General features: G+C 57.6%; 10 protein-coding genes and 2 tRNA genes. 2 read left to right on the top strand and 10 right to left on the bottom strand.

The window, feature by feature from the left end:
- Nucleotides 1-72: 72 nt before the first annotated feature.
- The 7 genes from lpdA to sdhC all read right to left on the bottom strand — a co-directional run bounded on the left by lpdA (nt 73) and on the right by sdhC (nt 9,599).
- Complete coding sequence (gene lpdA, locus B5495_RS13105) at nt 73-1,512, bottom strand: dihydrolipoyl dehydrogenase (RefSeq protein WP_079554402.1); 1,440 nt, start codon at nt 1,510-1,512, stop codon at nt 73-75.
- Between the two features lie 141 nt (nt 1,513-1,653).
- Complete coding sequence (gene odhB, locus B5495_RS13100; protein WP_079554400.1) at nt 1,654-3,291, bottom strand: 2-oxoglutarate dehydrogenase complex dihydrolipoyllysine-residue succinyltransferase; 1,638 nt, start codon at nt 3,289-3,291, stop codon at nt 1,654-1,656.
- A 55-nt stretch (nt 3,292-3,346) separates the two neighbouring features.
- The gene (locus B5495_RS13095; protein ID WP_079554398.1) at nt 3,347-6,175 is read right to left on the bottom strand and encodes a 2-oxoglutarate dehydrogenase E1 component; all 2,829 of its coding nucleotides are present in this window, start codon (nt 6,173-6,175) and stop codon (nt 3,347-3,349) included.
- A 192-nt stretch (nt 6,176-6,367) separates the two neighbouring features.
- Nucleotides 6,368-7,078 carry a succinate dehydrogenase iron-sulfur subunit gene (locus B5495_RS13090; RefSeq protein WP_079554396.1) on the bottom strand — a complete coding sequence of 237 codons (711 nt, stop codon included), beginning with the start codon at nt 7,076-7,078 and terminating at the stop codon, nt 6,368-6,370.
- A 26-nt stretch (nt 7,079-7,104) separates the two neighbouring features.
- On the bottom strand, nt 7,105-8,877 hold the full coding sequence (sdhA, locus tag B5495_RS13085) for a succinate dehydrogenase flavoprotein subunit (RefSeq protein WP_079554394.1): 1,773 nt from the start codon (nt 8,875-8,877) through the stop codon (nt 7,105-7,107).
- 3 nt (nt 8,878-8,880) lie between these two features.
- Nucleotides 8,881-9,228, bottom strand: coding sequence for a succinate dehydrogenase, hydrophobic membrane anchor protein (sdhD, locus tag B5495_RS13080; protein ID WP_079554392.1), 348 nt, complete (start codon nt 9,226-9,228; stop codon nt 8,881-8,883).
- Nucleotides 9,222-9,599 (bottom strand): succinate dehydrogenase, cytochrome b556 subunit, encoded by a 378-nt coding sequence (gene sdhC / locus B5495_RS13075; RefSeq protein ID WP_197685658.1) that lies wholly within the window; start codon nt 9,597-9,599, stop codon nt 9,222-9,224. Before sdhC ends, sdhD begins: the two co-directional genes overlap by 7 nt.
- 509 nt (nt 9,600-10,108) lie before the next feature.
- Between sdhC and gltA the strand changes: the two genes are divergently transcribed.
- On the top strand, nt 10,109-11,395 hold the full coding sequence (gene gltA, locus B5495_RS13065; RefSeq protein WP_079554386.1) for a citrate synthase: 1,287 nt from the start codon (nt 10,109-10,111) through the stop codon (nt 11,393-11,395).
- Between the two features lie 162 nt (nt 11,396-11,557).
- Nucleotides 11,558-12,439 (top strand): NAD(P)-dependent oxidoreductase, encoded by an 882-nt coding sequence (locus tag B5495_RS13060; RefSeq protein WP_079554384.1) that lies wholly within the window; start codon nt 11,558-11,560, stop codon nt 12,437-12,439.
- A 458-nt stretch (nt 12,440-12,897) separates the two neighbouring features.
- Here the strand turns inward: B5495_RS13060 and B5495_RS13055 are convergent.
- The 3 genes from B5495_RS13055 to gltX all read right to left on the bottom strand — a co-directional run bounded on the left by B5495_RS13055 (nt 12,898) and on the right by gltX (nt 14,680).
- A tRNA-Glu gene (locus tag B5495_RS13055) sits at nt 12,898-12,973 on the bottom strand.
- A 48-nt stretch (nt 12,974-13,021) separates the two neighbouring features.
- Nucleotides 13,022-13,097 (bottom strand) — tRNA-Ala (locus tag B5495_RS13050).
- 101 nt (nt 13,098-13,198) lie between these two features.
- Entirely contained in the window at nt 13,199-14,680 is a 1,482-nt protein-coding gene (gene gltX, locus B5495_RS13045) for a glutamate--tRNA ligase (RefSeq protein ID WP_079554382.1), read from the bottom strand.
- Between the last annotated feature and the right edge of the window lie 191 nt (nt 14,681-14,871).

The following is a 14,871-nucleotide window of genomic DNA, read 5'->3' as shown; positions in this document are numbered from 1 at the left end:
ATCCCCGCGCTTTCGATACGCTGCCGAAAGCGTCACGCCACCCGAAGGTGGCGCTTATTGATATGGGTTGGATCACTTACGCTTTTTACGATTCGCTATGTGGATGGCGTGGCCGTCAACGGCGAGTGCCGCTTCGTGAACCGCCTCGGACATGGTCGGGTGGGCATAGCAGGTCAGCGCCAGATCTTCCGCACTGGAGCCAAACTCCATGGCGATCACACCCTGGGCAATCATCTCGCCGGCGTGCTGACCGACAATGTGCATGCCGAGAATACGATCGGTTTCAGCATCGGCAATCACCTTGGCGCTACCTTCGGTGGCGTTATTGGCCATGGCACGGCCGCTCGCCGCGAACGGGAAGGAACCGGTCTTGACCTCAATGCCTTTTTCCTTGGCTTCCTGCTCGGTCATGCCGACAAACGCCACTTCGGGCGCCGTGTAGATGACGCTGGGAATGGCATCGTAGTTCATCTCGGCTTTCTGGCCGGCGATGATGTCAGCCACCATGACGCCTTCTTCAGACGCCTTGTGCGCCAGCATCGGGCCGCGCACGCAGTCGCCAATGGCGTAAACGCCCGACACGTTGGTGCGGCACTGGTCGTCCACGGTGATGAAGCCGCGCTGATCAAGTTCCACGTCAACGCCATCGGCAATCACGCCTTTGGTGTACGGGCGACGGCCAACACAGACAATCAGCTTGTCGAAGGTGATCTCTTGCTTGCCGTCGGCGTCTTCGTACGTGACCACAACTTCTTTGCCTTTCACCTCAGAGCCCGTGACCTTGGCGCCAAGTTTGATGTCCATGCCCTGCTTTTTGAGCTGCTTCTGGGTTTCTTTGGCAATATCGCCATCAACCATCGGCAAAAAGCTGTCCATCGCCTCCAGCACGGTAACCTCGGAACCCAGACGGTTCCAGACGCTGCCCAGCTCAAGGCCGATAACACCGGCACCGATAACGCCCAGGCGCTTGGGCGTTTCCTGAAATTCAAGCGCGCCGGTGGAATCGACGATCAGGCCTTCGGTCAGCGGCGTCGGCGGAATTTCCACCGGCACGGAACCTGCGGCAACGACAATGCTGTCGGCTTCGTAGGTGGCTTTCTTGCCGTCAAAGTCGGTGACTTCAACCTGTTTGTCGCCGATCACCTGGCCGGTGCCGTCAATCGCGGTCACGCCGTTGGCCTTGAACAGCCCGGAGATGCCGCCGGTCAGGTTTTTGACGATCTTGTCCTTGCGCGCCATCATTTTCTTGACGTCCATGGTGACGTCGCCGGTACCAATGCCAAGGCCGTCAAAGTCGTCACGGGCTTCAACGAATTTGTGCGAGGTTTCCAGCAGTGCCTTGGAGGGAATGCAACCCACGTTCAGACAAGTACCGCCGTGTGCCACGTTGCCTTTCGTGTCCTGCCACTTTTCTACACAGGCCGTTTTCAGGCCCAACTGTGCGGCATGAATAGCAGCTACGTAACCACCGGGGCCGGCACCAATAACGATCACATCAAACTTGTCAGCCATTTTGGCTCCTATGTTCATGCTGCCTCACCGCTGCGGGGGCGAGACAATATAATGGAATTCTCTTGACGCATAAGGACGACCCTTGCGCGCATGCCCCGGCCATGTGACAAAGTCCAGGTCATCAAGACCCAGCCATCAGAGCTATACGTTGAGCAACAGGCGTGCAGGATCCTCCAGCAGCTCCTTGAGCACGACCAGAAACTGCACGGCGTCTTTACCGTCGATCATGCGGTGATCATAGGATACCGCAAGATACATCATGGGGCGTATTTCTACCTGGCCGTTCACCGCCATCGGGCGCTCTTGGATCTTATGCATGCCCAGAATCGCAGTTTGCGGCGGGTTGATGATCGGCGTCGACAGCAGCGAGCCAAAAATACCGCCGTTGGTGATGGTAAAGGTACCGCCCTGCATTTCTTCGATACCCAGTTTACCGTCACGCGCGCGTTTACCAAAATCGACGATGGTTTTTTCCACATCGGCAAATTTCATGCTGTCCGTATCGCGCAGCACCGGCACCACCAGGCCGCGGTCGGTGGAAACGGCCACGCTAATATCCTGATAGCCGTGGTAGACGATGTCGGTACCGTCGATGGAGGCGTTCACGTCGGGGAAACGCTTGAGCGCCTCGGAGGCCGCTTTGACGAAAAAGCTCATGAAACCCAGCTTGGTATCGTGGGCTTTGAGGAAGGTTTCCTTGTACTCGGCGCGCAATGCCATGATCGCGCTCATGTCCACTTCGTTATACGTCGTGAGCATGGCGGCCGTCTGCTGTGCCTGAACCAGGCGCTTGGCGATGGTCTGGCGCAGCCGACTCATGGGTACGCGTTTTTCCGGACGCTGGCCGTCAACGGCAGTGGGCGCAGACGAAGCAGAGGCTGGCGGCTGTTTCGCTTTGGGGCTTTCCGCCTTATCACCTGTCTTGTCTTTAGCTTTCTTGGCACTGCCGTCTTTTAGCGCTTTTTGCACGTCTTCCTTGAGAATGCGACCGCCCTTTCCGGTGCCTTCAATGCGCGCCGCGTCAAGGTCGTTTTCGGCCACCATCTTGCGCGCGGCGGGTGCGAGAATCTTGCCGTTATGGTCTTCATCGGCGCTGTCATCGCTTGCGCCGTCCGTATCGGTATCGCTATCGCTATCGGCGTCGGACGATGCGTCATAGTCCTGCTCCGACTCGCCTGCCCCTTCAGCAAACAGGGCCAGCACTTCTTCGGACTCGACCTGGCTATCAGCGTCAACCTTGATCTCGGCAAGCGCGCCGTCAGCCGGCGCAACCACTTCAAGCACCACTTTATCGGTTTCGATATCGGCCAACACCTCATCACGCTTGACCGCCTCACCGACTTTCTTGTGCCAACTCGCGACAGTGCCTTCCTGCACGGATTCAGGGAACGAGGGTGCCTTGACCTCGTGCTGCTTGCCGCCGGCGGCTGCCTTTTTCTGCTTCGGTGCCTTATCGGAAGCCGAATCGTCTGAATCTTTGTCGTCTGACGCGGCTTTCTTGGATGACGGTTTTTTCTCGCTCGTGTCAGACGCCTTGGCGCTGGCCTCACCAATATTGCCCAACACCTGGTCGGACTCGACGGTGTCACCCTCGTCAGCCAGCACGTCGTTTAACGTGCCCGCTTCCGGTGCCACGACCTCAAGCACCACTTTGTCGGTTTCGATTTCAACCACCAGCTCGTCACGCTCGACGCTGTCGCCCGGCTTCTTGTGCCAGGCGGCAACCGTGCCCTCAGCCACGGATTCTGGAAAGGTTGGCGCTTTGATTTCGGTAGCCATGTCGTTTCCCTTATGTGTTCGCTAAACCGGTGTGTTCGCTAAACCGGGCGGACGCTTACAGGTTGAAGGCGTCTTCCACCAGCCGGCGCTGCTGTTCAGTATGAACGGACATATAGCCCGCTGCCGGCGCGGCAGACGCGAGACGACCGGCAAACTTCAGCTTGCCTCCCAGGCCGTCTCGCAGCATGTCGGCAACGGCACGCATGTGGTGCTGGCTCGAATACCAGGCCCCTTGATTCAACGGCTCCTCCTGACACCAAACGATATCTTCGATGTTCGGATAGACGTTCAACACGTCGCGAAGCGCTTCCCTGGCGAAGGGATAAAGCTGTTCTATGCGAATGATCGCCGTGTCGTAGCGCTCGTTTTCGACGCGCCATGCCGCCAAGTCGTAGTACACCTTGCCGGCACACAGCACAACGCGGGTGACTGCGTTAGGCGTGAGCTCTGCCTGGTCGGGCATTACCATGTGGAATTCGCCATTGGCCAGGTCGTCAAGGTTTGAAATGGCCTCTTTGTGGCGCAGCAACGACTTGGGCGTCATCACCACCAACGGCTTGCGCAATGGGCGAATAACCTGACGGCGCAGCAAATGGAAAATCTGTGCCGGCGTGGTGGGCACGCAGACCTGCATGTTGTTTTCCGCACACAGCTGCAAAAACCGCTCAAGACGTGCCGAGGAGTGCTCAGGGCCCTGACCTTCGTAACCGTGAGGCAGTAGCATGGTCAAGCCGCACAGCCGTCCCCACTTGGTTTCGCCCGACGAGATGAACTGATCGATCATCACTTGGGCACCGTTGGAGAAATCGCCAAACTGCGCTTCCCAGATCACCAGATCGTTGGGCGCGGTGGTGGCGTAGCCGTATTCAAACGCGAGCACGGCTTCTTCGGACAAAAAGGAGTCATGGATGGTGAAGCTCGGCTGGCCATCGCTGATATTCTGCAGCGGCACACAGGTGCTGCCGTCTTCCTGGTTATGCACCACGGCATGGCGGTGCGAGAAGGTGCCGCGGCCTGAATCCTGGCCGGTAATACGTACCGGATGTCCCTGATCCAGCAAAGTGGCATAGGCCAGCGTTTCACCGAAGCCCCAGTTGATAGCCAGCTCGCCGGCCTGCATTTTGCGCCGGTCAGCGTAGACTTTTTCTACCTGACGCTGCACCACGAGCCCCTCAGGGATGGTGCACATGCGCTCGGCCAGCAGCTGTAAGCGCTGCATGTCAAACGTGGTGTCGGCATAGCCCGTCCACTCGTGGCCAATATAGGGCTGCCAGTTGACGAACAGGGATTCGTTGGGCTTTTGCACCAGGGCGTTAGCCACATGATTACCCGCCATCAGGTCTTCACGATATTTTTCCACCATCGCGCTAATGTCGTCTTCGTCAACCACGCCCTGCTTGACCAGCCGCTCAACGTACAGCGCTCGCGCCGATGGATGATCCTTGATCTTGGCATACATCATCGGCTGAGTGCCGGACGGCTCGTCGGCCTCGTTGTGGCCACGACGGCGGTAGCAGACCAGATCAATGACCACGTCTTTCTTGAACTGCTGGCGGTAGTCGAGCGCAACTTGAGTGGCGTGAATGACCGCGTCGGGGTCGTCGCCGTTGACGTGGAAAATCGGTGCCTGCACCATTTTGGCAATATCAGTGCAGTATTCGGTTGAACGCGCGTCCAGCGGGTGTGACATGGTGAACCCGATCTGGTTATTGATCACCACATGCACGGTGCCGCCGGTGCGGTAAGCGCGGGTCTGAGACATCTGAAATGTCTCCATCACTACGCCCTGTCCGGCAAAAGAGGCATCGCCATGTATGTTGATCGGCAATACTTTTTCGCCGCCCGGATCCTGTCGACGATCCTGGCGCGCGCGCACCGAGCCCACAACGACCGGCGCAACAATTTCAAGGTGTGACGGGTTGAACGAGAGTGCCAGATGTACTTCACCGCCCGGCGACATGACGTTGGAGCTAAAACCCTGGTGATACTTGACGTCGCCAGAGCCACGATCAAAGACTTTTTTACCGTCAAATTCGTCGATCAGATCGGTCGGATTCTTGCCCAGAATATTGATCAGCAGGTTGAGTCGCCCGCGGTGCGCCATGCCAATAACGATTTCTTTGGCACCGTACCCACCCGCTCGCTGGATGAGCTCATCCATCATGGGAATAAACGTCTCGCCGCCTTCCAGACCAAAACGTTTGGTGCCGGGATACTTGGCGGCCAGGTAGTTTTCCAGCCCTTCGGCGGCGGACAAACGCTCCAGCACATGCCGGCGCGCGTCATCGCTGAACTTGGGCGCGCTGCGTACCGATTCAAAACGCCGCTGTAGCCAGCGTTTTTCTTCGGTATCGACAATATGCATGACCTCGCAGCCGATGGAGCGGCAGTAGGTGCGCTCCAGCGCGTCGACGATATCGCGCAGGGGGGCTTTATCCATGCCCAGAAAAAACGAGCCGGTCTGAAACTCCGTGTCCAGGTCATCTTTGGATAGCTGATGAAAGGACAGATCCAGGTCGGGCACCGGGGTGGGGTCGCGCAGCCCCAGTGGATCAATATTGGCCTTCTGGTGCCCACGAAAGCGGTACGCGTTGATCAGCTGCAGCACCTTGACCTGTTTTTTACCCGCGTCGCTGTCAGGCACCGCACCGCCGGGGCGCGTTTCCTGGCCGAGCTGGTAAAACTGATCACGGACGGGACTTAACGGCACATCTTCCGAGGCCCCGCCCTCAGGACGCGGCAGCTCGTCGAAGTAACTGCGCCACTCGTCGGGGACGGCGCCGGGATCGTCGAGGTACTGCTCAAACAGCGCTTCTACGTAGTGGGCATTGGCACCACTAACGTGAGAGGAACGCCACATCAACTCCATTATGCCTTGTTGCATCTCTCGGTCACCCTACACTGATGGGGTGGTATCGGTATCGCTGCGACAAGCGCGACGACATCGCTTTTGCTCATAACGGTGCGACTTCGCGTCGCACCGTTATGAGCGCCATGATAACAAGCCAGGCGCCACTGTTTAAGTGGCAAACATGCAACTTATCGCGGCAAACCACGCAACTTAAGTCGCATAGATTCAGGTTGCATCCGCCAGCAGCATTTCACGAATCTTGCCGATAGCGCGCGTCGGATTGAGCCCTTTGGGGCAAAACGCGACGCAGTTCATGATGCCGCGGCAACGAAACACCGAGAACGGATCCTGCAGATCCGAGAGGCGCTCGCGGGTCGCCGTGTCCCGCGAGTCGGCCAAAAATCGGTAAGATTGCAAGAGCCCCGCCGGGCCGACAAACTTATCCGGATTCCACCAGAACGACGGGCACGCCGTGGAACAGCAGGCACACAGAATGCATTCGTAAAGACCGTCAAGCTTTTCCCGGTCTTCCGGCGACTGCAGACGCTCGATAGCGGGCGCGGGTTCGTCGTTTTGCAGATACGGCTGAATGTGCTCGTACTGCTTGTAGAACATGGCCATATCCACGACCAGATCGCGGATCACCGGCAGCCCCGGCAGCGGTCGCAGGACCAGCTTACCGTTTTTCACCACGTCAGAAAGCGGGGTGATACAGCCCAAGCCGTTGCGACCGTTCATGTTCATGCCGTCAGAGCCGCACACGCCTTCGCGGCAGCTACGGCGGAACGCCAGGCTTGAGTCCTGCTCTTTCATCAAGTGCAAAACATCCAGCACCATGACGTCGCGGCCTTTTGTATCAACCTGAAACTCCTGCATGTACGGCGCAGCGTCAGTTTCAGGGTTGTAGCGATATATCGATACCTGAAGATTAGACATCGTGACTCCCTCTCGTCTGCGGCGTATCAGTAGGTGCGAATCTTGGGTTCGAATGTGTCAACGGTCTTGGGCTTGAAGTTCACATCACGCTTGCCCAACCGCTTTTCGATGGGGAAGTAAATCGAGTGTTTCAGCCAGTTGACGTCATCACGATCGGGGTAGTCGTAGCGCGAATGGGCGCCGCGGCTTTCCTTGCGCTCAAGCGCGGAAATCGCCGTGGCTTCGGCCACTTCCATCAGGTTATCAAGTTCCAGCGCCTCTACGCGGGCGGTGTTGAAGGCGTTGGATTTATCCGGCAGATAGGCGTTATTGATGCGCTCGCGAAGTTCGGCCAGGCGCTTGACGCCTTCCTGCATCTTTTGCTCTTCGCGGAATACGCCGAAATCGTTTTGCATGATGTCCTGCAGCGCACGCTTAAGCTCGGGCACGGACTCGCCGTCTTCAGAGCCGTTCCAGCGCTCCAGACGCGTCATTGCCGACTGGATATCCGCGTCGGTGGCGTCCAGATAGTCGATGCCTTCGTTCAGCGCGCTTTCAATGAACTGGCCCGCCGAGCGGCCAAAGACCACCAGATCCAGTAGCGAATTGCCGCCCAAGCGGTTAGCCCCGTGAACCGAGACGCAGGCCGCTTCGCCGCAGGCAAACAGCCCGTTGACGATCTGATCTTTTCCCTTGTCGTCCTGCATGATCGCCTGGCCGTGAATGTTGGTGGGAATCCCCCCCATCATGTAGTGGCAGGTCGGCACGACCGGAATCGGCTCAGTGATCGGGTCGACGTGGGCAAACGTTTTGGCCAGCTCGCAGATTCCCGGTAGGCGCTTGTTGAGCACCTCTTCGCCGAGGTGATCGAGCTTGAGGAAGACGTGATCGCCGTTCTCGCCGGCACCACGGCCGTCGAGTAGCTCCATCACAATCGAGCGTGAAACAACATCGCGGCTGGCAAGGTCTTTGGCGTTGGGCGCGTAGCGCTCCATGAAGCGCTCGCCATCCTTGTTGATCAGATAGCCACCTTCCCCGCGGCAACCTTCCGTCACCAGCGTGCCGGCGCCATAAATACCGGTGGGATGGAACTGCCACATTTCCATATCCTGCATCGGGAAACCGGCGCGCAGCGCCATGCCGACACCGTCGCCGGTATTAATCAACGCGTTGGTGGTCGAGGCATAGATACGCCCGGCACCGCCCGTGGCCAGCACCGTGGCCTTGGATTTCACGTGCACCACTTCGCCGGTTTCGATGCACATGGCAATGCAGCCCACCACGTCGCCGCTTGCGTTCTTCACCAGATCAACCGCGTACCACTCGTTGAGAAACGTCGTGTTGTTCTTGAGGTTGTTCTGATAGAGCGTGTGCAGCAGCGCGTGCCCGGTACGGTCGGCCGCCGCACAGGTGCGCGCCGCCTGGCCGCCTTCGCCAAAGTTTTTCGATTGGCCACCGAACGGGCGCTGATAGATACGGCCGTTGTCAAAGCGCGAAAACGGCAGTCCCATGTGCTCGAGCTCGAACACCGCTTTCGGGCCTTCGGAGCACAGGTACTCCGCCGCGTCCTGGTCGGCGATGTAATCGCTGCCCTTGACCGTGTCATACATGTGCCAGCGCCAGTCGTCGTCGGGATCCGCCGCGCCAATCGCGCAGGTAATTCCGCCCTGAGCAGACACCGTATGCGAGCGCGTGGGAAACACCTTGGACAGCACGGCGGTTTGCTTGCCGGACTTGGCAAGCTCCAGCGCCGCTCGCAGGCCGGAGCCACCACCGCCAATGATAATGGCGTCAAATGTCAGGCTACGCAGGTTAGACATGAATCAGGCTCCCCACAGAAGTTGAATGCCCCATACCAGGTAGACAAAGATGACCAGAATAATCAACATCTGGGCACCTACGCGCTGATAAGTAGACTTGAGGTAATCGGTGGTTACGGTCCACAGGCCGACCCAAGCGTGAGCCGCCAGGGAAATAAACGCCAGAAGCGAGAAAATTCGCATCCACGTTTGCTCGAAAAGCCCGCTCCACGTGTAGTAATCCAAATCGGGATGGAACAACAGATAGGCCACCATAAACACCGTGTACACGGCGAGAATAACAGCGGACACCCGCTGCAGGAGCCAGTCGGATACGCCGTTGCGGCTAAAACTGGTGATGCTGGTTACCATATCCACACTCCTGCCAGAATGATCAGTACAGCGCTTATGATCACGGTGATTTGCGCCTTTTGCACGCCGCCCTCAAGGGTAACGCCGAAATCGGCATCCATGAAAAGGTGTTTGATGCCCGCCACAAAGTGAAACGCCAGGGCCGATACCAGCCCCCAAGCGATCAGCTTGGCGAGGAAATTGTTTGCCAGCGCGTCGCTGACAGCATCAAAGCCGGCAGGCGATGCCAATGATTCACTCAGCGCCCAGAAGGCGAAAATCAGGCCGACAAACAGGATAACGCCGGTGATGCGATGCACGATCGACGTTATTGCCGGCAAAGGGAAGTGTATTGTCGAAAGATTGAGATTTACGGGTCGTTTGCTATTCACGGCTCTATACACACTCTCTTGGCCCGCTCTGCGGCGTTCGGGCATAGCCCGAGCGGGCGGTGGTTGCTGGAAGGCTCGGCCGTTGCCAAGTCAGGCACGCCGTCTTGTGACCAACAGCGTACAAGGTAAATTATATGAACCTTGGCCTTGGCTGACAAACCAAACTCTGCCCTACGCTACTATGGTTGAAGATACCGAGGTTGAAGGTACCGAGATGAAAGATACCGCGGTGGAAGATACCGGAACTCAAGGTACCGGGCTGCCAGCCGCCAGCTGCAGGCGGCCGCTGATGCCTCGTGGCGCGGCGCTCGCGCGCGGTGCGCAACGCTGATAGCATAACCACAAGCATAGACAATAATTATTCAACATCACAATTTATGTACAGCAAGGCCTAGCAGTTCGGCTAATTGACAATTTTCCGCGCCCTTTTATAGTGGGCGAGCCTTTTCGCCGGCGCGGCATGCAAAACAATCATGTACGTCCCAACCCGAATTCGAAAGGAGGCCAGCATGGCTGACAGGAAAGCAACATTGACGGTAGACGGTCTGGACAAGGCGATTGATCTGCCTGTGTATTCCGGCACCCTGGGGCCTGACGTTCTTGACGTTCGCGGTCTGGGTGGCGACGGCCTGTTTACCTATGACCCCGGTTTCATGGCGACCTCTTCCTGCCAGTCGGCCATCACCTATATTGATGGCGGTCAGGGCGTACTGCTGCACCGTGGCTATCCCATCGATCAGCTGGCCAAGCACTCCAATTTCGTTGAAGTCTGCTACACCCTGCTGTTTGGCGACTTGCCCAACGATGAAGAATACGCCGATTTTCAGGCGCGCATTCGTAACCACACCATGGTTCACGATCAGATCAACAACTTCTTCAAGGGCTTTCGCCGCGACGCGCACCCGATGTCGATGCTGTGCAGCGTGACCGGCGGGCTGGCGGCCTTCTATCACGACCACATGAACATCAAAAAAGAAGAAGACCGCGTCATCAGCGCCGTGCGGCTGATCGCCAAGATACCGACCATTGCCGCCATGGCGTACAAGTACAGCGTCGGCCAGCCGTTCAACACACCGCGCAACGACCTGAGCTACGCCGAAAACTTTCTCTACATGATGTTCGCCACGCCCAGCGAGAAATATACCGTCAACCCAGTATACGCCAATGCGATGGACCGCATTTTCATGCTCCATGCCGATCACGAGCAAAACGCCTCGACCTCAACCGTGCGCATGGCAGGCTCCACCGGCGCCAATCCATTTGCCTGCATCAGCGCCGGCATTGCCGCCCTGTGGGGTCCGGCACACGGTGGTGCCAACGAAGCAGTGCTCAAGATGCTCGACGAGATCGGTGACGACTCCGAGGAAAACATCCAGCGCTTTATCGACAAGGCCAAAGACAAGAACGATCCGTTCAAGCTGATGGGCTTTGGTCACCGGGTGTACCGCAACTTTGACCCGCGCGCCAAGGTGATGAAAGAAACCTGCGACGAAGTACTTGAAGAACTGGGCCTGGCTGACGACGCACAGCTCAAGATCGCCAAGCGGCTGGAACAGATCGCGCTGGAAGACGATTACTTCATCGAGCGCAAGCTCTACCCCAACGTGGATTTCTACTCGGGCATCATCCTCAAGGCGATGGGCATTCCGACCAACATGTTTACCGTGATCTTTGCTGTTTCGCGCACCAGCGGCTGGATTTCCCACTGGCACGAAATGTTGAGCGACAGCTACAAGATCAGCCGTCCGCGCCAACTCTACACCGGCCACGACCAGCGTGAGTATCCGCAAAAATAACCTGTAGACAAAAAAAGAGTCCTTAAAATAGCGGCTCAGCGTCTTCTCTGCCAAAAAGGCCACCCACGGGTGGCCTTTTGCGTGAACGCCGCATTACGCTTAGGCGCTATTCATTCAAACCGACATCAACCTAAAAGCAGCACCAACAGAAGGGAGAGGAATATGCGCACCGTTTCAACCGTCGCTTTTATCGGTCTCGGCGTCATGGGTGGCCCCATGGCCGGCCACCTCGCACGCCAGGGACTTACCCTGCGGGTCTACAACCGCACCCGCGCCAAGGCTGATGCCTGGGTCAACGAATATGGTGGCAGCGCCCACGCAAGCCCCAAGGACGCCGCCGCAGGCGCCGATCTGGTGCTTAGCTGTGTGGGCAATGATAACGACGTGCGCGACGTCATCACAGGCGAGCACGGCGCTCTGTCCGGCATGTCCCAAGGCACCTTTCTGGTGGATCACACCACCGCCTCGGCAGATTTGGCGCAAGAGCTCGCCGGAGCCTGCAAACTACACGGCATCGGCTTTCTCGACGCTCCTGTCTCCGGCGGGCAACAAGGCGCTATCAACGGCGCGCTGACGATTATGTGCGGTGGGAATGACGCCCTCTTTGCTCACCTTGAGCCGGTACTCAACCACTATGCCAAAGCGCTTACGCTGATGGGCCCGGTGGGCAGCGGTCAGCTAACCAAAATGGTCAACCAGATCTGCGTGGCCGGGCTGGTACAAAGCTTGTCCGAAGGGCTGCACTTTGCCGAGCAGGCCGGGCTTGACGCCCACCGGGTGATCGACGTGCTGTCCAAGGGCGCAGCCGGCTCCTGGCAAATGGAAAACCGTCATCAGACCATGCTCGCCGGCGATTATGACCACGGCTTTGCCGTGGACTGGATGCGCAAGGATCTCGACATCTGCCTGAGCCAGGCACGCCAATTAAATGCGGCGCTTCCGGTCACCGCGCTGGTGGATCAGTTTTATGCCGAGGTGCAACGCCAAGGCGGTGGACGCTTTGACACATCGGCGCTTTTAAAGCGTCTGCAGAGCACCGAATAGCCCTTGACTTTTGCTTGAAACGGCCATGAAAAGGGTTTTCCACACTTACTGTGGATAACCCTGTTTACAACCGTTAGAAAACGTTCCGCAGTCGGCATGCACAGCGGCCTCTCCTTAAATTGTTCAATTTTTGATCTACTGTAAGATATTGTTTTAAAACAAAATAAAGATATCAAGCGTTTTTTTGGGCAATAACAGACAGTTGTGCACAGCAGCATTGCGGAGAACCGGAGAAGTGGACAAGTCAAGGGTGAAATGGCCCGAAAGCGCGCTTTTTTGACGCGAGACAGGCTGTTTTCACGGCCACGGCACAGCCCCCGTCAAGCGGGCAAAAAGCGGGCACACAAAGGCGACGGAATGACCGTCAGAGGCAGGCAAAGAGTCATCAGTACGGCACGAAAAACCGTATGCAGGTACGTCTTACCAAGACGCATTACACAGACACAGCAGCACAAGATTGGCGTCCCATAGGGGGTTCGAACCCCTGTTACCGCCGTGAAAGGGCGGTGTCCTGGACCACTAGACGAATGGGACGTATACGGCGTCAGAAATGACGACGGCAAGCAAGATAAAGCAGAAAAATGGTGGAGCCTAGCGGGATCGAACCGCTGACCTCAACACTGCCAGTGTTGCGCTCTCCCAGCTGAGCTAAGGCCCCACGTGTCGTTAAGACGGAGCGTATGTTACCTAGCCACGTAGCCGGCGTCAAGAAGAAAGCACCGCTTTTTGCGGCGCTCATCAATACGCTGATTCAGTCTCTTAAGAAAGCTCGCGGAACTCCTTTTCAAGACGCTTGGCCTGCTTTTTGGATACACCACCGAGCACACTGATAGCATGGCGAAGGCGAGCGCGCGTTACATCCGAGCCGAGGATCGCCATCGCGTCCATCACCGACGTGCTGGCGCTGGAGCCAGTCACTGCGATAAAGACCGGTGCCAGAAACGCTTTCATTTTCAGCTCGAAATAAGCGGCAAGCGCTTTCACTTCTTCAAGTAGCGCTTCCTTATGCCAAGCGGGCACTGCTTCAAGCCGCCATACTAGAAACTGCAGCAGTTTGACCAGCGTGTCCTTTTCCAGCTTGACCGTCTCAAACGAGGCTTCGTCAATCGCGGGCAGTCCGGAGAAGAAATGCCCGGCCAGCGGTGCCACCTGAGAGAGCGTTTCTACCCGCGGGCGCACCTGCGGCAATATCTGCTTCACATAGTCTTCATTGAACGCCCATTCGCGCAGCGCTTGTAAAAATGCCGCATCGTCCAGATCTTCACGGATATATACGCCGTTGAGCCAGGTCAGCTTTTCCAGATCGAAGACCGGCCCGCCCAGCGATACCCGTTGAATATCAAACGCGTCGGTCATTTCCGCCAGACTGAACTTCTCACGCTCGTCGGGCATTGACCAGCCCATGCGCCCCAGATAGTTGGTCACCGCCTGGGGCAAAAAGCCCATGCGACGATAATAGTTGATCGACGTGGGGTTTTTGCGCTTGGAGAGCTTGGACTTGTCGGGATTGCGCAGCAGCGGCATATGGCAAAGCGTGGGCATTTCCCAACCCAGATACGCGTACAGCAGCTGGTGCTTGGGCGCCGAGTTGATCCACTCTTCGCCGCGCAGCACGTGGGTAATGCCCATCAGGTGGTCATCCACCACGTTGGCCAGATGATAGGTCGGCATACCGTCGGATTTCAGCAGAATCTGCGCATCAACCTGAGCCCAGTCGACGTCGATGCGCCCGCGCAGCATATCCTCCAGCACGCACACGCCTTCTGTGGGCACGTCCATGCGCACCACATACGGCCAGCTCTCGCTTTCACGGCGGGCCTGCTCATCGGCATCCAGCGCCAGATCAGCGGGCTTCAGGGCCAGCTGCATGCCCGCCGCCTTGCGCGCTTCGCGCAGCTCATCGAGTTCTTCTGCCGTGCGGTAGCACTTGAAGGCATGCCCGGCGTCCACCAGCTGTTGCGCGTAGTTGGCATAGATGTCGCCACGCTCGCTTTGCCGATAAGGACCGTGTGGCCCGCCCACGTCCGGCCCCTCGTCCCATTCGATCCCCAGCCAGCGCAGCGAGTCGAGAATCATCTGCTCCGACTCCGGCGTTGAACGCGCGCGGTCGGTATCCTCGATGCGCAGCACGAACTCACCGCCGTGCTGACGCGCAAAGCAAAGGTTAAACAGCGCAATATAGGCGGTGCCAACGTGGGGATCGCCCGTAGGAGACGGGGCAATACGAGTACGTACAGTCATGGTGAAATCCTTACTGTAACCAAGAGATAGGCGTCACAAAAATATGAGCGTCATAAAGAAAAACGTCGCGTCATTATACGCACCCTTGTTGCAACCAACGAGCGACGGTGTCACCTGGTACAAAAAATTGACATAAAAGGTAACGTAAGATGAGCTTTATCAGGATGCGCGTTATGGCACAATCACCTACC

It is taken from the genome of Vreelandella subglaciescola, from assembly GCF_900142895.1.
Lineage (GTDB): Bacteria > Pseudomonadota > Gammaproteobacteria > Pseudomonadales > Halomonadaceae > Vreelandella > Vreelandella subglaciescola.
The sequence above is the reverse complement of the archived record's forward strand: the minus strand, read 5'-3'. Positions and strand labels throughout refer to the sequence as shown.

Bases quoted from the DNA above. Each gene is read 5' to 3' on its own strand.
- B5495_RS13095 (WP_079554398.1), bottom strand. From the start codon at position 6,175: ATGCAACAAGGCATAATGGAGTTGATGTGGCGTTCCTCTCACGTTAGT.
- sdhA (WP_079554394.1), bottom strand. From the start codon at position 8,877: ATGTCTAACCTGCGTAGCCTGACATTTGACGCCATTATCATTGGCGGT.
- B5495_RS13090 (WP_079554396.1), bottom strand. From the start codon at position 7,078: ATGTCTAATCTTCAGGTATCGATATATCGCTACAACCCTGAAACTGAC.
- B5495_RS13060 (WP_079554384.1), top strand. From the start codon at position 11,558: ATGCGCACCGTTTCAACCGTCGCTTTTATCGGTCTCGGCGTCATGGGT.
- odhB (WP_079554400.1), bottom strand. From the start codon at position 3,291: ATGGCTACCGAAATCAAAGCGCCAACCTTTCCAGAATCCGTGGCTGAG.
- gltA (WP_079554386.1), top strand. From the start codon at position 10,109: ATGGCTGACAGGAAAGCAACATTGACGGTAGACGGTCTGGACAAGGCG.
- lpdA (WP_079554402.1), bottom strand. From the start codon at position 1,512: ATGGCTGACAAGTTTGATGTGATCGTTATTGGTGCCGGCCCCGGTGGT.
- gltX (WP_079554382.1), bottom strand. From the start codon at position 14,680: ATGACTGTACGTACTCGTATTGCCCCGTCTCCTACGGGCGATCCCCAC.
- sdhD (WP_079554392.1), bottom strand. From the start codon at position 9,228: ATGGTAACCAGCATCACCAGTTTTAGCCGCAACGGCGTATCCGACTGG.